General features: G+C 59.8%; 20 protein-coding genes. 18 read left to right on the top strand and 2 right to left on the bottom strand.

Features of this window, described 5'->3' with window-relative positions:
* The 18 genes from B0W88_RS18510 to B0W88_RS18425 all read left to right on the top strand — a co-directional run.
* The coding region (locus tag B0W88_RS18510; RefSeq protein ID WP_144006842.1) for a GDP-mannose 4,6-dehydratase at positions 1-514 on the top strand (514 nt) is incomplete at its 5' end.
* A complete protein-coding gene (locus B0W88_RS18505) occupies positions 511-1,860 on the top strand; it encodes a lipopolysaccharide biosynthesis protein (protein ID WP_077036116.1) in 1,350 nt (449 codons plus the stop codon). The genes B0W88_RS18510 and B0W88_RS18505, both read left to right, overlap by 4 nt.
* 4 nt (positions 1,861-1,864) lie before the next feature.
* Positions 1,865-2,971: a DegT/DnrJ/EryC1/StrS aminotransferase family protein gene (locus B0W88_RS18500; RefSeq protein ID WP_077036115.1), complete on the top strand. Its 1,107-nt coding sequence runs from the start codon at positions 1,865-1,867 to the stop codon at positions 2,969-2,971.
* A 73-nt stretch (positions 2,972-3,044) separates the two neighbouring features.
* The gene (locus B0W88_RS18495) at positions 3,045-4,079 is read left to right on the top strand and encodes a ketoacyl-ACP synthase III (protein WP_077036114.1); all 1,035 of its coding nucleotides are present in this window, start codon (positions 3,045-3,047) and stop codon (positions 4,077-4,079) included.
* Complete coding sequence (locus B0W88_RS18490; RefSeq protein ID WP_077036113.1) at positions 4,076-4,306, top strand: acyl carrier protein; 231 nt, start codon at positions 4,076-4,078, stop codon at positions 4,304-4,306. Before B0W88_RS18495 ends, B0W88_RS18490 begins: the two co-directional genes overlap by 4 nt.
* Positions 4,303-5,364: a ketoacyl-ACP synthase III gene (locus tag B0W88_RS18485; protein ID WP_198937869.1), complete on the top strand. Its 1,062-nt coding sequence runs from the start codon at positions 4,303-4,305 to the stop codon at positions 5,362-5,364. The genes B0W88_RS18490 and B0W88_RS18485 overlap by 4 nt, the downstream gene beginning before the upstream one ends.
* A gap of 16 nt (positions 5,365-5,380) precedes the next feature.
* Entirely contained in the window at positions 5,381-6,139 is a 759-nt protein-coding gene (locus B0W88_RS18480) for an SDR family NAD(P)-dependent oxidoreductase (RefSeq protein ID WP_369973906.1), read from the top strand.
* Positions 6,136-6,771 carry an acetyltransferase gene (locus B0W88_RS18475; protein ID WP_077036110.1) on the top strand — a complete coding sequence of 212 codons (636 nt, stop codon included), beginning with the start codon at positions 6,136-6,138 and terminating at the stop codon, positions 6,769-6,771. The genes B0W88_RS18480 and B0W88_RS18475 overlap by 4 nt, the downstream gene beginning before the upstream one ends.
* On the top strand, positions 6,771-7,814 hold the full coding sequence (locus tag B0W88_RS18470) for an aromatic ring-hydroxylating dioxygenase subunit alpha (RefSeq protein ID WP_077036109.1): 1,044 nt from the start codon (positions 6,771-6,773) through the stop codon (positions 7,812-7,814). The genes B0W88_RS18475 and B0W88_RS18470 overlap by 1 nt, the downstream gene beginning before the upstream one ends.
* The gene (locus B0W88_RS34430; protein ID WP_198937868.1) at positions 7,811-9,097 is read left to right on the top strand and encodes a glycosyltransferase; all 1,287 of its coding nucleotides are present in this window, start codon (positions 7,811-7,813) and stop codon (positions 9,095-9,097) included. Before B0W88_RS18470 ends, B0W88_RS34430 begins: the two co-directional genes overlap by 4 nt.
* Before the next feature lie 283 nt (positions 9,098-9,380).
* The gene (locus B0W88_RS18455; protein ID WP_144006841.1) at positions 9,381-10,679 is read left to right on the top strand and encodes a glycosyl transferase; all 1,299 of its coding nucleotides are present in this window, start codon (positions 9,381-9,383) and stop codon (positions 10,677-10,679) included.
* 15 nt (positions 10,680-10,694) lie between these two features.
* The gene (locus B0W88_RS18450; protein ID WP_077036105.1) at positions 10,695-11,930 is read left to right on the top strand and encodes a hypothetical protein; all 1,236 of its coding nucleotides are present in this window, start codon (positions 10,695-10,697) and stop codon (positions 11,928-11,930) included.
* Entirely contained in the window at positions 11,923-12,675 is a 753-nt protein-coding gene (locus B0W88_RS18445; protein WP_077036104.1) for a glycosyltransferase, read from the top strand. Before B0W88_RS18450 ends, B0W88_RS18445 begins: the two co-directional genes overlap by 8 nt.
* A gap of 30 nt (positions 12,676-12,705) precedes the next feature.
* Positions 12,706-13,857: an NAD(P)-dependent oxidoreductase gene (locus B0W88_RS18440; protein ID WP_077036103.1), complete on the top strand. Its 1,152-nt coding sequence runs from the start codon at positions 12,706-12,708 to the stop codon at positions 13,855-13,857.
* 107 nt (positions 13,858-13,964) lie between these two features.
* On the top strand, positions 13,965-14,552 hold the full coding sequence (locus B0W88_RS18435; protein ID WP_083748876.1) for a serine O-acetyltransferase: 588 nt from the start codon (positions 13,965-13,967) through the stop codon (positions 14,550-14,552).
* Between the two features lie 45 nt (positions 14,553-14,597).
* Positions 14,598-15,371, top strand: coding sequence for a phytanoyl-CoA dioxygenase family protein (locus B0W88_RS33045; RefSeq protein WP_144006840.1), 774 nt, complete (start codon positions 14,598-14,600; stop codon positions 15,369-15,371).
* Entirely contained in the window at positions 15,317-16,285 is a 969-nt protein-coding gene (locus B0W88_RS18430; protein ID WP_083748875.1) for an aldo/keto reductase, read from the top strand. Before B0W88_RS33045 ends, B0W88_RS18430 begins: the two co-directional genes overlap by 55 nt.
* A 76-nt stretch (positions 16,286-16,361) precedes the next feature.
* Positions 16,362-17,393: a hypothetical protein gene (locus B0W88_RS18425; protein ID WP_144006839.1), complete on the top strand. Its 1,032-nt coding sequence runs from the start codon at positions 16,362-16,364 to the stop codon at positions 17,391-17,393.
* Positions 17,394-17,462: 69 nt separating this feature from the next.
* Here B0W88_RS18425 and B0W88_RS18420 read toward each other — a convergent pair whose 3' ends face one another.
* Together B0W88_RS18420 and B0W88_RS18415 are read right to left on the bottom strand one after the other, a co-directional pair.
* The gene (locus tag B0W88_RS18420; protein ID WP_158080886.1) at positions 17,463-18,950 is read right to left on the bottom strand and encodes an aryl-sulfate sulfotransferase; all 1,488 of its coding nucleotides are present in this window, start codon (positions 18,948-18,950) and stop codon (positions 17,463-17,465) included.
* Between the two features lie 230 nt (positions 18,951-19,180).
* Positions 19,181-20,490: nucleoside-diphosphate sugar epimerase/dehydratase (locus B0W88_RS18415; protein ID WP_144006838.1), on the bottom strand; the 1,310-nt coding region annotated here is incomplete at its 5' end.

Raw genomic sequence — 20,490 nt, 5'->3', positions numbered from 1 at the left:
GCGCGCCATCGCCCGCATCGCGCTGGGCCTGCAGGACTGTCTGCACCTTGGCAACATGTCCGCGCTGCGCGACTGGGGCCATGCCAAGGACTATGTGGAGATGCAGTGGCTGATGCTGCAGCAGGAGCAGCCGGAGGACTTCGTCATCGCCACCGGCGTACAGTATTCGGTGCGCCAGTTCGTTGAGTTCGCCTGCAACGAGTTGGGCATCGGCATCACGTTCTCCGGCGAAGGCGACCAGGAGATCGGCACCGTGACGCGTGTAGCCGATCCGGAGCGCGCGTTCTGCAAGGTCGGAGACATCATCGTCAAGGTCGACCCGCGTTACTACCGCCCGACGGAAGTCGAGACACTGCTGGGCGATCCGACCAAGGCCAAGCAGAAGCTGGGATGGACGCCCAAGACGACGCTGCGTGAGCTGGTGGCCGAGATGGTGGAAGCCGACTACCAGGCTGCCAAGCGCGACAGCCTGGTCAAGGCGGCCGGATTCCAAGCCTACGACTACAACGAATGACCCTGAACGCCGCGACACTGCGGGCCAGACTCGCGAGCTTGGACGCACGCCTATTGCGTGTGGTGGCTACGGCCGGCGCCACCTATCTGGGCCGGTTTGGCTCGGGTATTGCGGTGCTGATCACCTTGCCCATGGCTCGTCATACGCTGGACCCGGAGCTGTTCGGCGTCTGGATGATGCTTAGTGCATTGCTTGGCTTCATGGCCTTCGCAGATCTCGGCATCGGCAACGGCGTCTTGAACAAGACTACGCAGGCCAAGGCCTCGGGTGACGGCGTTCAACTCCGTCGGGTCCTGGTCTCTGGCTATGTCTGCACAGGGCTTGTCGGCCTCATGCTTTACTTGGTCTGGCTCATCTGGTCGTACCTGAGCGCCGAGCCGACCATCCTCGCCGGCAGCATCACGGAAGCCAATCGCGCTCAAGTGCGGCAAGCCCTGGGTACTTTCGCAGCGATCCTCGCCATCAATATCCCGGCCAGCTTGATTCAACGAGTGCAACTGGGCATGCAGCAGGGCTACTGGACCGGCATCTCGCAGTTTGTCAGCGCACTCTTGTTGTTGATCGCCGTGCCACTGGCACTAAAGAGCGGGGGCGGAGTGACTGCCCTCGTTCTGGCGACACTGGGTATACAGGCGATGGTCAACATCGCCAACGCCGGGATATGGCTGTACTGGAACGACATGTTCAGCGCCGGCTGGAAGGACACCCTTCATTGGGGCACGATGGTCGGCCTGCTGCGGACCGGAGGCCTGTTCTTCATCCTGCAAATGGCGGCCGCCTTCGCTTTCCAATCCGATTCGATCGTCATCACCCAGACCCTTGGCCAGCATGCCTACGGTGATTTCGCAGTCATCCAGAAGCTGTTCTTCTTCGTCTCGATGATTTTGAGCGCCGCGATGGTTGGACTTTGGCCGGCCTTCGGTGACGCGATCGCCAGGAACAACACCGCCTGGGCGGTTCGCGTCCTCCAGCGCACCATGATTGGCGCCGGCATCGTGGCGCTCCTCGCCACGATGGTGCTGTCAGCGGGCATGCCATGGATGATGACGCACTGGCTCCACGTATCGTGGACACCGAGCTGGGGCCTGCTTGCCGCGTTGTCGACCTGGACCGTCATAGACGCCGTCACCGCCGCGACCGCGGCATTCATGAACGGCGCAAACATGCTGCGCATCCAGGTGATCTTCGCATTGGTCATGTCGAGCACGGCATTTGGGCTCAAGTGGCTTCTGACGCCCATGCTGGGCACCACAGGCTCGGTGCTGGCCACGATCGTCGCCTACTCCATCATTTCCATTCCGGGCCAGATCTACGTTTTCAGGCGCGTATTTAAAACCAAGGACTAGTGCCGTGAGCAAATACACCATTCCTATCTATCAACCTGACCTGGGTGGCAACGAGAAGAAGTACGTCAACGAGTGCCTGGACACGTCGTGGATCTCGTCTCGTGGACGTTTCGTCACTGAATTCGAGCAGCGCTTCGCCGAGCGGATCGAAGTGGATCACGCCGCCTCGGTCTCCAACGGCACCGTAGCCCTGCATCTGGCCTTGATGGCTCTCGGCATTGGTCCGGGTGACGAGGTGATCGTGCCGACGCTCACCTACATCGCGTCGGCCAATGCGGTCGCATACACAGGCGCCAAACCGGTTTTCGTCGACTCCATCCGTTCCAGCTGGCAGATCGACCCTGATGACGTCCGGCGCCACATTACGCCTCGCACGCGTGCCATCATGCCGGTCCACCTGTACGGCCAGGCCTGCGACATGGACGCGTTGATGGCGATCGCGGCGGAACACCGGCTCTTCGTCGTAGAGGATTGCGCCGAAGCTTTCGGCACGCTCTACAAGGGCCGCCACGTCGGGACTTTCGGCGACATCTCAACGTTCAGCTTCTTCGGCAACAAGACGATCACCACCGGCGAGGGCGGCATGGTGGTATCTAACGACAAGACCTTGATCGAGCGCGCCCGCCATCTGAAGGGCCAGGGACTGGCCGCCCACCGAGAGTATTGGCACGATGTGGTGGGGTACAACTACCGCATGACCAACATTCAGGCAGCGATCGGCCTGGCACAGTTGGAGCGCGCCGACGAGTTCATCTCTCGCAAGCGCGCGGTTGCTGCTCGCTATACGGCAGGGCTTGAGGGCCTGCCGGTCGAAGGGCACAAGGAAGCGCCGGACACCGTTCACAGCTACTGGATGTTTTCCCTCCTGGTGAAACGCGCCGAGCACCGTGACGCCTTGCGCGAGCATCTAGCCAAAGACGGCATTGAGACGCGCCCCCTGTTCTATCCAATGCACACGATGCCGATGTACGCGCACAACTATCGCAAGCACAGCGTGGCGGAAGATCTGGCTTGGCGCGGCATCAATCTTCCGAGCTGGCCGGGTTTGTCGAACGAACAGATCGACCTCATCGTCGCCAGCATCCGCGCCTTCTTCACCACCGCACGCTAACTTGGCGACGCGGCTCAGTGAATGGCATCGTTGCGAAGTCGAGAGTTCACAAGGGACTGCAAAGGCTTAGCCCATGACAACCACCACCAAGATTGTCGACATCGCCGAGTACATTCCCGCGGGAAGGCTATCCAACGCCGACCTAGCGTCCCTCTACCCGGCTTGGCCGGCCGAGAAGATATTCGAGAAGACCGGCATCCAGAGCCGCGGAATCGCCGCACCGGATGAAACCGCCGGCGATTTGGCATATGGCGCCGCGCAGAACTTGTTTGCGCAAGGCGTGGTCAAGCCCGGCGATATCGACTTCGTCATTCTCTGCACGCAGGCCCCAGACCACATCTTGCCGACCACCGCCTGCATCCTGCAGGACCGGCTCGGCATTCCAACCTCGGCTGGCGCGCTCGATGTGAATCTCGGCTGTTCGGGTTACGTCTATGGTCTGTCCCTGGCCAAAGGGTTGATCGAGACCGGTGCGGCCCGATGCATCCTGCTGCTGACCGCGGACACGTACTCCAAGTACATCCATCCAATGGATAAGAGCGTGCGCACCTTGTTCGGTGACGGCGCGACGGCCACCGCGCTTATGCCGGACGAAACACGGCAGAACTCGGTCGGCCCCTTCGTCTTTGGCACGGATGGCAGTGGCGCCAAGCACCTGATCGTCCCGGCCGGTGGCTTTCGTCGCCCGGCTGACGATGCGTCAGCGCAGGAAGTAACGGACGCGTCCGAGAATGTCCGGTCCGCCAATCATCTGTACATGAATGGCGCAGAGGTCATGGCCTTCACCTTGCGAGAGGTGCCGCGATCCGCCAATGACCTGCTGGGCAAGGCCGGACTGGTGGCGGACGACATCGACTATTTCGTGCTGCACCAGGCCAATCGCTTCATGCTCGAATCGCTCAGGAAGAAGCTGAAGATTTCGGCGGACCGGATGCCGATGCACCTTGAAGCAGTCGGCAACACGGTGTCCTCAACCATACCTCTGACCTTGCATGCGATGTTGAAGCAAGGTCAGCTGAAATCTGCCAAACGCCTGATGCTGATCGGCTTCGGTGTCGGACTATCGTGGTCCGCATGCATTCTTAACATTCAAGGAAGTGAAAAATGAGCGAGTTCTACGTCGGTATTGCAGAGATCCTGGAAGTCGAGGAATCGGCGATCAGCCCGGCCTTCGACCTCCACGGTGCCGAAGCCGCCTGGGATTCACTGGCGGTCGTGTCCACGATCGCCCTGGTGGACGACTGCTTCAACGTCATGCTCAACGGCCAGGCGCTGTCGGCATGCGCCACGGTAGCCGACATCGAAGCACTGATCGAAGCCGCCAAGAAGGGCTGACTATGAGCCACGCCATTGGCAGGGAAGCCCGTACGACTGGCGGGCGCGTCGTTGGCGTCGTCTCCTGCGTGCCGGCCAAGGTGCGCGGGAACGACGATTTTGTCGACACGTTCGGCGAAGCGGGCGTTGCCGATGTCGTGAAGTTGATAGGCGTCCAATCGCGCCGCCAAGTGGAGGGGGATACCACCACAAGGGATCTCTGTCGATCGGCCGCTGACACCCTGCTCAAAGGCCTGTCGTGGGACGCCGGCTCGGTCGACGCCCTGATCTTCGTGTCCCAGACGCCGGACTTCCGGCTGCCGCCCACAGCGTGCGCCTTGCAGGCAGACCTGGGTGTGGGCCCCGCGTGCATCGCGTTTGACATCAACCTGGGCTGCTCCGGTTATCCGTACGCGCTGTGGCTCGGCATGACCATGATCCAGACCGGCGCGGCGCGGCGCGTGCTGCTGGCAGTGGGTGACACGATCAGCCGCATCGTGGACCCCGGTGATCGCGCCACGGCACTGCTGTTCGGCGATGCGGGCACCGTCACCGCGCTGGAAGCGAGCGACGACGCGGGCGCCTGCCATTTCGTGCTCGGTAGCGACGGTCAGGGCGTGAAGAACCTGATCGTGCCCACCGGCGGGTTCCGCGATTACATGGCCTGCGGTGACAGCCGTCTGCAGGGCCGTGCCGGAAATGCCCTCTACATGGATGGTGGCGAGATCTTCAATTTCACCCTGCGTGCCGTGCCGCCGCTGGTGGCGCGTACGGTCGAACTGGGTTCGGCCGACGGCAGGCAACCAGACTACTATCTCTTCCATCAGGCCAACCAGTTCATGCTGAAACACCTGATCAAGAAGGCCAAGCTGTCGCCAGAGCAGGCGCCGCTGAACATCGACGAGTTCGGCAACACCAGCTCGGCATCGATCCCGCTGCTGATAACAACGAAACTGAAGGCGACCCTGCGTGAGCAAGCTCATCGCTTGGCCCTGTTCGGCTTCGGCGTCGGCTACTCCTGGGCTTCCGCTTGCCTGGACATCGGCCCGCTGCGCGTGGTCGACACGATCGAGGTCTGACGTCATGTCGCAGAGCATTTTCAAGAACGATATGCTGTCCGGTCAGCGCTTCCTCGTCACCGGCGCGTCGTCGGGGCTGGGTCGCGCGGTCGCCGAGTCGATTGCCGCCTGCGGCGGTCAGGTGCTGGGCGCCGGCCGCAATGTCGAGCGCCTGCAGGCTGCTCGCTCCTCGTGGCCTGGCCAAGGGCACGTCGCCTGCATCCAGGAACTGGGTGATGCGGATGCGACGGCCGAGTGGACCAAGGCCGTGGCCCAGGAGCATGGCTCCCTGAACGGCATCTTCCATGCCGCCGGCACGGAATTGCTACGCCCGATCCGCATGAGCAAACAAGCCCAGTTCAACGAAGCCTTCGGCAGCGCTTTCTTTGCGGCTGCAGGTCTGGCGCGGGCCGCGTCGCAGAAGGGTGTGATGGTCGACGGAGGCTCATTGGTGTTCATGTCCTCCGTGGCCGGCTCCGCGGGCAAGGTCGGCATGTCAGCCTATTCCGCCAGCCGCGCTGCCGTTGAAGGCATGGTGCGTTCGTTGGCCTGCGAGTTCGCGCCGCGCCGCATACGAGTCAACGCCATCGCCGCGGGTGCCGTGCAGACACCGATGCACGATCGCATAACCCAAGGTGCAGCGCAGGACGTCGTCGACGCCTACGCTTCGAGCCATCTGCTGGGCTTCGGTGAGCCGAGCGACATCGCTAACGCCGCCGTCTATCTCCTCAGCCCCGCCGGACGGTGGATCACCGGTACTACCATGGCCGTCGATGGCGGCTACATCTGCCAATGAATCCAAGCTCTCTGACCCTGGTGGGCTGCGGCGCCTACGCCCGCGAGTTGATCAACTGGATCGCAGACGCGGAGGCCGCCGGGCGCCTGCCGCCGCTGGCCGGCTTCCTGGACGAGACGCCGGACTCGCTCGACGGCTTCCCGTACACCTTGGCCTATCGCGGCCGTGCCGACGACTACGAGCCCGTTCCCGGCGAGGCGCTTGTCATGGCTATCGCCGATCCGAACACCAAGCGCCGCGTCGCCGATCAACTCAAGGCCAAGGGAGCCTGGTTCGCAACGGTGATCCATCCCTCCGCAGTGATCGCAGGCTCGGCACGCCTGGGCGAAGGGGTCACGGTGTGCCCCTTCGCATTGGTCTCCGCAGATGCAACCGTCGGCGACTTCGTCGCGATCAATGCAATGAGCAGCGTCGGGCACGACGTTCAACTCGGTGCATTTTCCACACTAAGCGCCCATGTCGACCTGACCGGCCGCGTCATCGTCGGAGAGGAGGTCTTCTTCGGCACCGGCGCCAAAGTCCTGCCTGGCGTCAAGATCGGCGAGCGCGCGAAGATTGGTGCCGGTGCGCTGATCATGCGTAATGTGAAGGCAGATGCGGTCATGTATACGGCTCCGGCCAGGCAACTGTGATGGAATTCGACCGATCCCTCGTCCGGGACTACTGGCATCTGCTATGCCATCGCAATGAACTGCCGCAGCCCGGCGACTACCTGCGCTTCGAGACGTGCGTCGGCGATGTGGTCGTCTTCCATGATGGTGACGATCTCGTGGTCTTCGACAACCGCTGCCCGCATCGCGGCGCGCGGATCTATGCCGGCACGCATGGCAATCAGGCAGCCACCTGTTCGTATCACGGCTGGACTCACTCGCGCGGGCAGATGATCGTGCCTCATCGCGAGAACTACAGCGCTTGCGACCTCAGAGAAGCCAAGCTCACCACCTTCCCGACCGACTGGTGCGGCGATTTCCTCTTCTTCGCGATAACCCCTCGCATGTCGCTGCACGACCAGTTGGGTGATGCAGCAGAGATCCTGGAGAACATCTCCTTCAACATCGGCGCTTGCGCTGACGTCAACTCTTACGTCTACGACTGCTACTGGCCGCTCGCGATCGAGAATGCGCTGGAACCCGATCACATCTCGCTGATCCATCCAGATACGCTGTCAAAGCTTGAGTTGGAGGCTGGTGAGAACATCTATATCGGTTTGAATTCCGTGTGGAAGGCCCCCGTCGGCAACGTCAGGCTGCGCAAGCAACTGATCGGCCTCAAACGCTTCTTCAATATCGATTACGGCTACGAAGGCTACATGAGCCTGTATCTCTTTCCGTTCACGATGTTGTCTTCGACCTACGGCTACTCGTACTCCCTACAGAGCTTTTTCCCTCGCGACGCACACCAGAACACCACTAACTTCAGCAGCCGCCTGCTGGTTACGCCGCTTCGGGACGAGCAAGCGGCGACGGTTCTGTCCTCGTTCTTCACGTCAACTGCACAGGTGAATCGGAAAGTCTTCGAAGAAGATCACGACATCTGCAAACGCGTTCCGCGCTCTTCCTGGAGTGCCGAGCCGTTGAAGTTCGCCAGCACGGCGGAAGCGAAGATTCAGCACTTCCGCCAGTCGTGTCGCGCGCACCTGGAAACGACGGGTGCAATTGGTCAGCACAAGCCATGAACCTACCCCACTCCGCCATCGGCTCTCGGCCAAAGCGCCTGGGCCTGCTTGCGTATGGCTTCATCGGATGGGGTGGTGGTTTGGATTTCCTGCGAGGGATCGCCACGGGCCTGCGTCATGCGGATCCAGAGCTGGAATTGCATGTGCTTGTACCGATGCGCGGCCCGCTGGCGACGGCACGCAGTCTGCGCGACGCCGTCCGAGGACTGCTGGGTCGCCCGACAGGCGCCGCGCACCAACCCCATCTTGAGCACCTTGAGCGAGCCCTGGCGGATACAGACGCCATCCTGCACAAGATCGACCTCGGCCCGCGCGCAGCGGCCAGGGCGGCGTCTCGCCTTCAACTGGATGCGCTTATCCCGGCCTTTGTCCCGCAGGCATCGGGCGCGCCACCTTGGGTCGGCTACATCTACGATTTCCAGCACAAACGACTCCCCCAGTTCTTTTCCTCTGAAGAGTGCGCTCGGCGAGATATCGATTTCGGACGCATGCTGGACAGTGCCGAGGCCGTCATCGTCAATGCTCGAGATGTCGAGCACGATATCGAACGATATTTTCCCCATCGGCGCGCACGTATTTTCGCCCTGCCCTTCAGTCCGGCACCAGGCCATGATGCGTTCGCGGTGCAGCCTGACGATGCGTGCCGACGGCACGGCATCGTGGGTCCCTACTTCATCGTTTGCAACCAGTTCTGGAAGCACAAGGATCACGGCACGGCATTCAAGGCACTCGCTGTGCTGGCCAAACGCCATCCCGAGCTCTCGCTGGTTTGCACCGGGGCAACGAGCGACTATCGGTTCCCTGGCTATTTCGACGAGTTGATGAAGCAGGCCGCCCACGATGGCATCGACGGCCGCATCCATGCCTTGGGGTTGATCCCCAAGCCGGACCAACTGGCACTGATCCGCGGCGCAGTGGCGCTGATTCAGCCGACGCTGTTCGAAGGTGGGCCCGGGGGTGGCGCCGTCTATGACGCGATCGCATTGGGTCAACGGGCGATCGCCTCCGATATCCCGGTCAACACCGAAATCGACGATTCGCTGGTCAGCTTCTTCCGTACCGGCAACGCCGACTCCCTGGCCGACGCGATGTTGGCCGCCTGGGCCGACCACGCCGCACGCGAGTGCCCGCCACCGCCGGAAGAGCTGATCGCCCGTGGAGTTGAGCGCCGTCGAGCCTGCGGCGATGTGCTCCTGCAGGCGGTCGCGCACGCCATGGCCGTCGGCGCCAGTCCATCCCAAGCCCGTAGTGCCTCACCGCGTCAACGGATCCCACAGTCATGACCTTGTCCTCTCAAGGACCTTCGCCCCTCTCATGAGTGCGAAACGCTGCGCGCGGCCACCCAGTTGTTGGGTCTGGCTAGGGTGTTACCTGCATTTGAACGCGCACAGCAAGTTTTTGAATTTCAAGCCATGTTGAGCAGCGCCTCGACAGTGAGCCGCACAGCATCGTCCACCGAGGCGTTGCCAGCCGCGGGCCCGGCCCGCAGCAAGTGCTGCGGCAACGCGCTGATCCGAGCCACCCAGGACCTGCTCGCCGGAGCAGGCCGTAGCAAGACTCCACTCAATGACTGATATCGCTCACCCGTCCCTTGCGAACTCCTTCGATGAACTTCCGCAACGATCGGGATCGCAATCCTGCGCCATCTTCACGGCCTGTTCGGCCAACTACCTGACCAAGGCCATGGCCATGTGCCTCTCGGCCCTGGCACACGAACCCGAGGCTTGTCTTGTCATCCTGCTGGTGGACGCCAAGCGGGAGGTGAAGGTCCGCGACAGCCGTGTCCACATCGTCTGGGCGGAAGACCTCGGCTTCACCGACTACCTGAAATGCGCCTTCAAGTACAACATCATCGAGTTGAACACCGCGCTGAAGCCCCATGCAGCTCTGCGCCTGCTGGAGCGTTTCGACCGGGTCATCTATCTCGACCCTGATATTTGTGTCTACGCGCCGCTCGCATCGGTGCACCAGGCCCTCGAGAAGGACAGCTTCGCGCTCACGCCGCACGCGTTGAGCCCGTATTCCGGTGAAGGAAAGCCTGGAGATCAGGATCTCCTGCGCTTCGGTGCCTTCAATCTCGGTTTCTTCGCGGCAAGGGCAGACAGTCGGAGCCGGGCGATTCTGAAATGGTGGGATGAACGCTGCCGCGAGCTGTGCTACTACGAGCCGCAGTCGGGCCTTGGTGTCGACCAGAAGTGGATGGACCTGGCGCCAGCCTTCTTTGAAGGCACCATCCTGCTGCGAGACCCCGGACTGAACGTCGCCTTCTGGAATCTTCACGAACGCAAGCTTTCCTGTGTCAATGGCCAATGGCTGGTGAACGGAGACCTGCCGCTGTGCTTCGTCCACTTCAGTTCATTTGTCGACGACGACGCTCAAGCCATCGCAGGCAAGCAAACGCGCTACGCCCCGGGGTCACGCCCAGACTTTTCCGCGGCGGGCCAGGTCTACCGAAACTACCTCGCCAGGGCGACCCAGGCCGTCGAACTCGCCGACACGCAGTACGCCTATGCGAGCTTTGCCGACGGCCACGCGCTATCGCCGGCCCTGCGTCGCTTCTATGCGATGTCCTCGCATCCGGCTGTGACGTCGGCGGCAAATCCGTTCACGTCCAGCGCCGTACTTCAATTTGCACGTAACAATCGACTCCTGACTCAGGGGCCGGCCATGTTCGGGCCGGCGACGTTCAAGCAGCAAGGTGGCTACGCGCGCCAGCAAGCGTTCATCGGAATCATGTTCCGACTGGCGCTGCGCATTCTCGGACCCGATCGCTACTTCTTCCTCTTGCGCTATCTATCGAACTACACATCGATCCTGAACCAACAAGACATCGCGCTCGTGCTTGACCAACGTCTCGGTCGCTAAACGCCCTACCCGTCCATGAGTACTCTGCTCGACCTGCTGCTGTTCAAAAGTGCACTGTCGTGGATCCTGATCGCGACGGCGCTGGCGACCATGATGCTGATGTCGCGCGCGTTCGGCCTGAATATCGCCAACGGGCTGATCAACGCCCAGATCACGTTGTTCTTCAATGTGCTGGTCGTCGTAGGGGGCATGGACGCAGGTCTCGTCGCCGATGACAGAGTTCTGCACTTCTTCCTGGTCGAGTTCGGTTTTCTCGCAGCGATCATGATGGTGTATCGCTCCATGCTCAAGCACCGCGCGCAGGTGCTCGCAGCATTGAAGCAGTTTTTCGAGGGCCGGGGGGCTTACCTGTTGACAGGCTTTGTCGGCATGCTCGCCGCGTTCAATTTCGTGTTTGCCCCCGATGACGGAAGTTCACGCATCGGCTACATGACCGAGGCTTGGTTCTCGATATTCAAGCCATTCATCCAGATCACGACACCCTTGTCGTACATGGGCACCTTCCTGCTCCTGCAAATACCGCGGCGCAAAGTGCTGGGGTATGTCCTCTTCCTGATCTCCATCGTGGCCAATGTAGCCACGGGTTCAAAGGCTTCGTTCATGCTGGCCCTTCTTTTCGCGTACTTGGGCGTACGTGATCTGACCGGCAACCAGTTGCAGTTGCTCAGTGCCCGGCAACGATCGATCCTCATCGCATTTGGCGCGCTGATCACCGTCGCCGTGCTGGCGAATCTCGCGGTAAGTCCTCAGGACGTGATCGACCGCTTCCTGCTGTACGGGGAAGCAAACATCATGACTTACTTTTCGCCCGACCCGACAGCCGCCTGCTCCGACGTTTCCCTGTTTGCGCGTATGCATCGGGGCTGGGCTCGCCTACTCGGAGACCCGTCGGCGCTGGATATCGACACCCTGTTCGGCTTCGCGCTGATGCTGCAGGAAGTAGGCGTCAATACCTTGACTGGCCCCAATGCCCGCTTGTCTGCATATTTCCTTTGCAACTTCCCTGCTCAACAGTTCATCTTTGGGCTGATCGTCGTCGCTGCCTACCTTGGCCTGGTCAGACTTTCCTTTGCCCAGACACGCAAGCGTCCGCTGGTCTGCGCCATCTTCTATCCGTTCTTGCTGGCCTCCCTCCATGGCGCATCTCAGGATTTCAACCTCATCATGCAAGACATCACCATCCTGTCCGGACTTTGCGTGCTGCTGACAGCCTTTCCCACCGTTCGCCGATTGCAACCAAGCCATGTCTGAGTACATCAGCGTCGTCATCGCGGCAAAGAGCCCGCCACCTGAGCAGTTCCGGCTTTGCGTCAGTTCATTCGCAGCCCTCGCGAACGCCGGCGCGCTGCAAATCATCATCGTCAAGTCCGGCGACATCCCGGAGTTGCCTCTCGGCCTGGCGCAGCGGTTCGGGAAGTTCGAGATCGTTGATATTCCGCCCGAAGGTGTCTACGCGGCATACAACGCTGGCTGCAATCTGGCCGTCGGTGCTTATACCCTGTTCTTCGGCGCAGACGATATTGCCTTACCCGGCATGGATACCCTGATCGATGAAGTCCTCCTTAAGGACAGCACCTACCACCTGGTCGCAGCCCCTTGCTATATGCAATCGCGTGGTCTTGCACGGCCAAGCAACCGCCGCACCGGATTGATCTTCGCGAACTGGTGCCACCAAGGATTGTTCTATCAGACCCGGTACCTCAAGTCCCACCCATACGATACGCGCTATCGGATTCAGGCAGATCACAAGATGAATATCGACATTGTTTCGGACCGGAACAATCGAATTTTCATCGCAAAAGACCTCGTTGCCTATTTTTGCGCGGGCGGGATTTCATCCACGCGACCGGACCTGGTATTCCGGGCTGATTTTCCGACCATCGTGGGCGCCGCCTACGGCCGCCAATGGGGTTGGCTGGTTGCGCTGAAACAAAAACTCATTGACCTTGTCAAGGGCCCCCCTGAAAAGCGGTTCCAGGGCGCCTATCGCCGTTGAACATTATTTCTTTCTAACATTCCGAACGATATGAGTACCGTCTTGATCACAGGCGGAGCCGGCTTCATCGGCTCCCATCTGGCGCGCACCCTTCAAGCCAACGGCATGAAGATCCGCATCCTGGATACGCTCGCGCCTCAGATCCATGGCGACATCCCGAAGGGGCTGGATTGGCTGGCGGCACCGGGCATCGAATTCATGCGTGGGTCCGTGACGGATCGCGCGGATGTCGAGCGGGCACTCTCAGGTGTCGACTATCTGGTTCATCTGGCGGCAGAAACCGGCACCGGCCAATCCATGTATCAGATTGCACGGTACAACGAGGTGAACAGCCAAGGCACTGCCCTGCTGTTCGACGTCCTGGCCAATGCTCCGACGCGCACCATTCGCCGTGTCGTATTGGCATCCAGTCGGTCGATCTATGGCGAGGGTGCGTATGAATGCGACGCAGTCTGCAACGCCACTAGCGGGATTGACCGCCACTACCCCAACACGAGACTGCCGGAACAGCTGGCTCGGCATCAATGGGATCCGATCTGCCCTCATTGCGGCAAGCCGCTTCGCATGGTACCTACCCGCGAAGGCGACAAGATCAGCCCTGCCTCCATCTATGCAGCGACGAAATATGCGCAGGAAGATCTCGTCCGTATCGGCTGCGAGTCGCTCGGCATGGACTATGCGATCTTGCGTCTGCAGAATGTCTACGGGGAAGGCCAATCGCTGAACAACCCTTACACGGGCATTCTTTCGATATTCTCGACCCGTGTCAGGCGCGATCTGCAATTGACTGCCTTCGAAGATGGCCTGGAGTCACGAGACTTTGTTCATGTCTCCGATGTCGCTCAAGCATTCTTCCTGGCGATCACCAAGGACGGCTCGGTCAACAAGACCATCAACGTTGGCAGCGGAGCAGCCACCTCGGTACTCGAAGTCGCCAGGCAACTCAGCGAGTCCCTTGGTCGGCAGCCGGACATCCGGGTCACCGCGGAATATCGTGTTGGAGATATTCGACACAATGTCGCCGATATATCGATCCTGCGCGACACGCTGGGGTACGAACCGCAGGTATCCCTTCAAAGTGGGCTTCGCCGCTTTTGTGACTGGGTTCTCACCCAGCCGCTGCCACAGGACAAACTCGCTCAGGCCAATGCCGAACTCAAGGCGCGAAATCTCATGGGCTAGTCGAGAATTTCCACGAAGTTCGACATCAGACGTACTCGATGGAAGCAACCACAACTATCCAGCACGGGTCGGCCGGTGCGTTTTACCTGTCCGAGCCAGCATAGAGAATGAATGAGAAAGACACGGGCGCTGCGGCGCCAGTCAGGTTGCTAGACACTTCGACCCTCACTGGTCTCTTGCTAAGCGACCTTGAACGCTACTTCTTCTACAACAATCAAGCAAACCGACAGCCCAGGAGGCGGGACCTGTGGCGGAGTATCCTCATACCCCGGCTGCTGCCCTTGTCCATTTATAGGCTATCACATTGGCTGCATGTCAGGGAATGGACGGGACTTTCCAAGTTTTTGCTTTGGCTAAATTTCTACCTTCACGGCCTGGAAATCAGTGCTCGCTGCGAGATCGGCCCATACTTCTTCATGCCACATGTTTCCGGAACCGTCATCGGCGCCACCAAGATCGGCGCCTATGCAGTCATTTACCATCAGGTGACACTGGGTGCAGCAATGGTCGAATTCGCGGATGACGACCGGCCGGTGGTTGGCGATCAGGTCCTTATCGGGTCTGGTGCAAAAGTGCTTGGACGGATCACGATCGGCGATCGGTGTCGAATTGGCGCCAATAGTGTCGTTCTCAAGTCGGTCCCGCCCGATTCCGTGGCTGTCGGCATTCCTGCCCGAACTATTGCAACGAAGTAGCTGCCGCGGCTTCAAGCCTCCCGCCACGCGAAAAAGGAGAGACAAATGAGTTCCGAACTTGACATCAACTTTACTCCGGAATATCTGGACGAGATCGCACGCCGGATTGACAAGGACGGTGTGGTCTGCATCGAACGCGCGGTAAAGCCAGAAAGTCTGGCACGCTGGAGGCAAGAACTGCAGCGGAACATAAAGGCCCAGGGGCTCCGATACTTTTCAATCATTCAACCATGGCAACAGCCAGGATCCGAATATGAAGCCCTGGCGCGCGATGACAATTTCAAGCAACTATTGACAGGTTTGACGTCGCGAGGCCATCCGGGTCACCAGGACCATAGCGATATCTACAACGTACTGCGTGTCATTGCAGGCCCCCGTGGCGGAGACCACTCCTTGCAATTCCACTACGACGCGTCGGTTGTCACCGTGCTGATCCCTCTTGAGATTCCAACCGGTACACCCGAAGAGAGCGGCGACCTCATTACCTACCCGAATCGACGGCCGATTCGCGGGTCGTCATTGCTGAACTTCCTGGACAAGCTCTGCATACAAAATCCGATTGCCCGGATCTATTGGTCCCGCCGGATCGCGAATCGTCGCGACGACAGCAACATCGTCCGCTTGAAGCCTGGGAACATCTATCTCTTCTGGGGCTATCGGACCTTGCATGCAAACCTGGGCTGCCGATCGGACAGCCTGCGAGCAACCCTGTTGTTCCATCACGGCGATCCACATCGCAATTCGTTGATGACCAAGGCAATCAAATGGACGCGAGCCAGGCGGGAACGTCGCAACCTCGTGAGCGCCAACGTCAAATGACTGCACAGCGCCCGTTCCTTAGAGAACTGCCAGATGGGCGCCATATCAGTGCGGTCTCTTTCGGCTGTTCATCGCTTTGGGCTCAAGTTCGGTTCGACAAGGGAGTCGCTCTTCGCCTGCTGGATGTCGCGATGGAAGGCGGCATCAACTACTTTGCGACCGGCCCAAGCTATGGCAATGGAGAAGCCGAACGACGACTGGGTGAGTGGCTAAGAAGCCAGGCCACGAATGTGCTCGTGTCAACAAGTGTCGGTAGCGCCTTTGACGACAGCGGTCGCGCGTTTCGTTCATTCCTCGCTCCCGATATGGAAGCCTCGCTGACCGCCAGCCTGCGGCGCCTCGGCCGGGAACGAGTGGACGTCCTCTACTTGCACGGGCCAAGCGCTTCGGATCTCAACGACGAGGTATTCAGATACCTCGAGCGAGAGAAAGAACGTGGCAGAGTGGTGTGGACAGGGGTAAATTCCATTGATCCACAAGTGATTGATGCCAGCGTCGACGCCCCAATTGACGCCGTCATGCTCCAATTCAATATCGACGACCGCTCCAACGCGCAGTTTCTGCCAAGGCTGTCATCGAGTAGAAAGATTGTGGTATCCGGCCCAGCCATGGCACGAGCCATATATTCGTTGTCCACTTTCGTGCCAAGCAACCGCTGTCGAGCTTGGTACCTCCTGCGCGCGGTAAAATCGGACCCGGCCTTCCTGTTCAGGGGCAGTATGCTGGCCCGTCGGATGCATCATTTCACCGATGAAGACAGCGCGTCTGTGGCCCTGCGGTACTCCGTCGCCCAGCCATACCTGCATACGTCCGTGTTCGGGACCGTAAACTGCGGACACATGCGTGCCAACATTGCAGCTGCACGTCGGGAATTCGACGACGAGGAATTGAGGAAGCTGAGATCTTTCCACTGAAATTCCTCCCCGGCGTCCCTACTCGCTCCCTCCTCCGGTTTCCAGTCGATTCCATCCCCGATTCTTCCGCTTCAAAATGACTTTGCCTTCCGAGAAGAGAATACTGCTTATCGCACCGAAGTATTTCGGCTATGACCGCGTGATTGGTCAGGCACTGAGAGATACAGGGGTCGATGTGATCGAATTACCCGATCGGCCGTTCGATTCTGCTCTTCTCAAAGCCATAACCAGATTCCGGCCCGAATTGACCCGCGGGTATGCTGACCGCTACTACGCCGAGTCAGTTGATCGGATTCAGGGGGACGTTGATCAAATTCTCGTGATTCAAGGCGAAGCTATATCCGTTGCGATGTTGCGTAGCTTCCGGTCACGCTTTCCGCGCGCGCGCCTTGTGTTCTATTCCTGGGATTCCCTGCGACAAAAGCCCTATGCCCGCAAGAAGCTGGACGCGTTTGATGCCGGCTTTACCTTCGACGAGAGCGATGCGCTGAGTTTCGGCCTGAATTTTCGGCCGCTGTTCTTTTCTCCGGGATTCCAACGTGAAGCCATTCCAGATTTCAGATATGAATTGAGCTTCGTCGGCACAATTCACGCGGACCGGTATTCCATACTGCGCTGCATCGATTCGCAGCTGGACGCAGCCGACAGGCGCTACTGGTATATGTATATGCAGGCGCCGTGGATGTATTGGGCACGGAGGCTGATGACACGTACCGTAACTGGGGCGCGCCAATCCGACTTCTCGTTTCAGCCGCTCTCGCAACGGCAGGTGCAAGACGTCTTCCTTTCATCGCGCGCCGTGCTCGACATCGAACATCCGCGTCAGACCGGTCTAACCATGCGGACGCTGGAAGCCCTCGGAAGCGGAACGAAGCTTGTAACGACGAACTCCGCAGTTCGCCAGTGCGATTTCTACAATTCAAACAATATCTGCATCATCGATCGCCACCGGCCCGTCTTGCCCAGGGATTTCCTGCACAGAGACTATGAGCCGCTTCCGACCCCCGTTTATGAGCGCTATTCGCTCGGGCGTTGGCTTCGTGAGGTTTGCGGCGACGTGGTCTCGCAAGGCGCGACGCCCCCCCTTGGCGACAAGTCAGTCATTTAAGGCGCCTGACGCAATGGTCCCCAAAAGCATTGACCAAGGTCAATGCTCCGTCGCCGGCAGACGCACACCCTATCTCAGGTTCAACGCTTCCAAGGGAACCACCGTACTGTGGTAACTGGTCTGACAAAGCGTTGTGGGCAGTTCGAAATCAAAGACGACCTGATGCTGCGGATTCAGCCCGACCTGTCTGCTCGTGGTACGACCACTGGCCGACGCATAGTTCACAAGTATGCTGCCGTCGGGCGTCTGCTGCGGATTGGAACAGATATCAGCGAAGATGGACTTGTTGTAGTCAAACCGCCAGTTCTCGGTTGCCGTCTTGCCCGCAGCATCTATCGTATACGCAACGACGGCGCTGTAATTGCGAGAGTCCCCTTGCGGGGCGCCAGCCGGTTGTTGAAAGCTCTGGTAGCCATTGTTGAACAGCAGCAATTTCTTGTCAGGAGAAATTGTTATGCCGTGCTGACCAATCGGATACAAACCACCTGGTGCTAGCGTCAAGGCCTTGGACCTTAGCGAAGGAAAGGTATACCAGTACTTGCTCGGATCGCCGAAGATCCAGACGATTTCCTTCGTCTTATAGTCGACCTTGATCAGGAAGTTCTCGCGACTCGACGCGACCACCGAGTCATCCTGCGGATCGTAGAGTGCTGCGTTCATATGGAACCAGTCAACGCCTGGCCGGACAAACTTCGACGGATCGTCTCCATTCTTCGTCATGAAGTCGGCAATGATCTTTCCAAAGTCCCACTCCGTTAGCACATGGCCCTCGTCGGTGAGTTCCGCCAGAATGGTCTCGATGTAGTCCACGCCGTTGATGCGAGCGTCAAACTCGCCCAGGTAGCCAGTCTTCCCGAGATCAAGGTTGTGGTGAAAGCCGATGTACGGTGGGGCCACCACGAGTTTGCTGTTCGAAGTGCCATCGAGTTCGAGCCGGGTGAGCATCATGCTGACGTCGCCATCGCTTCCGCCTATGACAAATCCGCCATTTACGAACAAGGAGTGTGCCGCGTTCAACACCGGCGGGACGCCCACCCAGCGCAATTGGCCGTCAGTGTCATAAATCGCAGGCGTGCCACTTCCCGACTGAAGTGCAAAGAAGTCGAATCCGATCTTGTCGTTGGCAACTCTCGCCTTCAGTACGCGCAGCCTGTCATATATGGCAGCGGGGTCGACGTACGTGGGCGAGGTCAACTCCTTGCTGAAGCTGAGATGAGATCCATCCTCGAATCCAACTTCAAACTTGACGGTATTGCTGCCACCGGAATATAGACCGAACACTGGGATTTTTACGGTTGTGGAATTACTCACCAGGTAACCCTGACGCTCCAGATATGACCTGTATTGCGTGACATTGACCGGCTTGGAGACCGATCCAGATTTCGCCTGAACAGTGAAATTCACGTAGGAAATCCGCCCTAGGTTCTCTCCATTGAATTCGACCAGTTGGATAAAAGGGCTGGCTCCAGCCACCGCAGGACCGACGGAAAGTCTACTTTCTTCCGCATCCGAGGGGCTGTCGTCGCCCATACATCCAGCTAGCAGCAGACTGAACACGGCGATGGTTGCAAGGAACTTGCAAATCCGAACTCCACACTTGTGCATTGCGTTCATCCTCACGTGCAAAGTAACCCGTTAATTCCTTGCAGACTCCCTTCACCGGCGCGGGAGCCCCCGGGGGCATGACCCGTGCCGGCGAACGCACATCCTATCGCCGGCTTGCGGGCATCTCGCGTCAAGCAATTGAGCCCGCCACAAACAGCGAAATCTCCTTGTACCGATGGGCGCTAACCATGCTGCCGAGGGGAACGACCTGCCACGTCGGCGGGGCGGTACTCAGGCACGAAGTTCATGAGCCCTGCAACGACCGAATCGCGCCGTAGCGGTGCGGTGTCCGCCGTTTTGACAATCCAGTCGACGAATCCCTGCTTCCCGCCCGCGTCGCTCAATCGCGCGATCCGAACCCGGGCAATCCGGGTCGGCAAGGTCAGGTCGGAGTCTGCAATCAGTTCCTCGTAGAGCTTTTCCCCCGGGCGCAGCCCGGTGAAACTTAGCCCGATGTCCTCTTCACTGCGTCCCGCCATGCGGATCATGGTCTTGGCCAAGTCCAGGATCTTCACCGGATCGCCCATGTCAAGTACGAGCACTTGGCCAGCCTCGCCGATGGCGCCTGCTTGGACCACCAATCGAGCGGCCTCCGAGATCGTCATGAAATAGCGAATGATGTCGGGATGGGTCACCGTCACCGGCCCCCCCTTGGCAATCTGCTCCTTGAACTTCGGAATCACGCTGCCGCTCGAACCCAGCACGTTGCCGAAACGGACGGCCATGAATTTGGTCGAACTGGAGCGACCAGCCATGTGGTTGATGACCAGTTCCGCCGCGCGCTTGCTGGCGCCCATCACATTGGTTGGGTTGACAGCCTTGTCCGTCGAGATCAGTACGAACCGCTCTACGCCAGCCTCGGTTGCTGCCGAGCAGGCGTTGTATGTGCCCAGCGTATTGTTCCGGACGCATGCCCAGGCGTTGTCCTCCTCCATCAATGGCACGTGCTTGTAGGCCGCCGCGTGGAAGACGATCTGAGGCCGGTACTTGCCGAAGACATGCCGCAGGTGCTCAAGGTCCTTCACGTCGCCAACCAGCCGCACCAGCGGGATGTGTGGAAACCTCTCGCCCAGTTCCTGCTCGATCGTGTACAGCGCGAACTCGCTGAGTTCATACAGCACGATCTTCTGAGGGCCGTAGCGCGCCACCTGCCGGCACAACTCGCTCCCAATCGAGCCGCCCGCGCCCGTGATCAGCACCACCTTGCCCGACAGGCACTCGCTGATACCGCCCTCGTCGAGTTGCACCGGCTCGCGGCCCAGCAGGTCCTCCGGTTCGATGTCGCGCACTTGGCCGACATGCCGCCCCTGCAGCAGTTCCGCGCTGGACGGCACTGTCAGCACCTGCAAGCCCACGTCACCCGCCAAGTCCAGCGCGCGCCGGCGCTCGCCCAGCGTCGCCGCTGGCATCGCCACGATCAGATGCGTGATGCCGTGCAACTCGGCGAAATGTGCGACCCGCTCCAGCGGCCCGAGCACCGGCACGCCATTGA

Source organism: Pelomonas sp. KK5, assembly GCF_001984095.1.
In the GTDB taxonomy this organism is placed as follows: Bacteria; Pseudomonadota; Gammaproteobacteria; order Burkholderiales; family Burkholderiaceae_C; genus KK5.
Note: the sequence above shows the minus strand (reverse complement) of the source record. Positions and strands in the feature narration are given on the sequence as shown.

Coding starts and splice junctions, on each gene's coding strand:
- B0W88_RS18435 (WP_083748876.1), top strand. CDS start 13,965: ATGAATGAGAAAGACACGGGCGCTGCGGCGCCAGTCAGGTTGCTAGAC.
- B0W88_RS18455 (WP_144006841.1), top strand. CDS start 9,381: ATGACTGATATCGCTCACCCGTCCCTTGCGAACTCCTTCGATGAACTT.
- B0W88_RS18430 (WP_083748875.1), top strand. CDS start 15,317: ATGGACGCGAGCCAGGCGGGAACGTCGCAACCTCGTGAGCGCCAACGT.
- B0W88_RS18490 (WP_077036113.1), top strand. CDS start 4,076: ATGAGCGAGTTCTACGTCGGTATTGCAGAGATCCTGGAAGTCGAGGAA.
- B0W88_RS18445 (WP_077036104.1), top strand. CDS start 11,923: ATGTCTGAGTACATCAGCGTCGTCATCGCGGCAAAGAGCCCGCCACCT.
- B0W88_RS34430 (WP_198937868.1), top strand. CDS start 7,811: ATGAACCTACCCCACTCCGCCATCGGCTCTCGGCCAAAGCGCCTGGGC.
- B0W88_RS18470 (WP_077036109.1), top strand. CDS start 6,771: ATGGAATTCGACCGATCCCTCGTCCGGGACTACTGGCATCTGCTATGC.
- B0W88_RS18475 (WP_077036110.1), top strand. CDS start 6,136: ATGAATCCAAGCTCTCTGACCCTGGTGGGCTGCGGCGCCTACGCCCGC.
- B0W88_RS33045 (WP_144006840.1), top strand. CDS start 14,598: ATGAGTTCCGAACTTGACATCAACTTTACTCCGGAATATCTGGACGAG.
- B0W88_RS18505 (WP_077036116.1), top strand. CDS start 511: ATGACCCTGAACGCCGCGACACTGCGGGCCAGACTCGCGAGCTTGGAC.
- B0W88_RS18450 (WP_077036105.1), top strand. CDS start 10,695: ATGAGTACTCTGCTCGACCTGCTGCTGTTCAAAAGTGCACTGTCGTGG.
- B0W88_RS18495 (WP_077036114.1), top strand. CDS start 3,045: ATGACAACCACCACCAAGATTGTCGACATCGCCGAGTACATTCCCGCG.
- B0W88_RS18440 (WP_077036103.1), top strand. CDS start 12,706: ATGAGTACCGTCTTGATCACAGGCGGAGCCGGCTTCATCGGCTCCCAT.
- B0W88_RS18425 (WP_144006839.1), top strand. CDS start 16,362: ATGACTTTGCCTTCCGAGAAGAGAATACTGCTTATCGCACCGAAGTAT.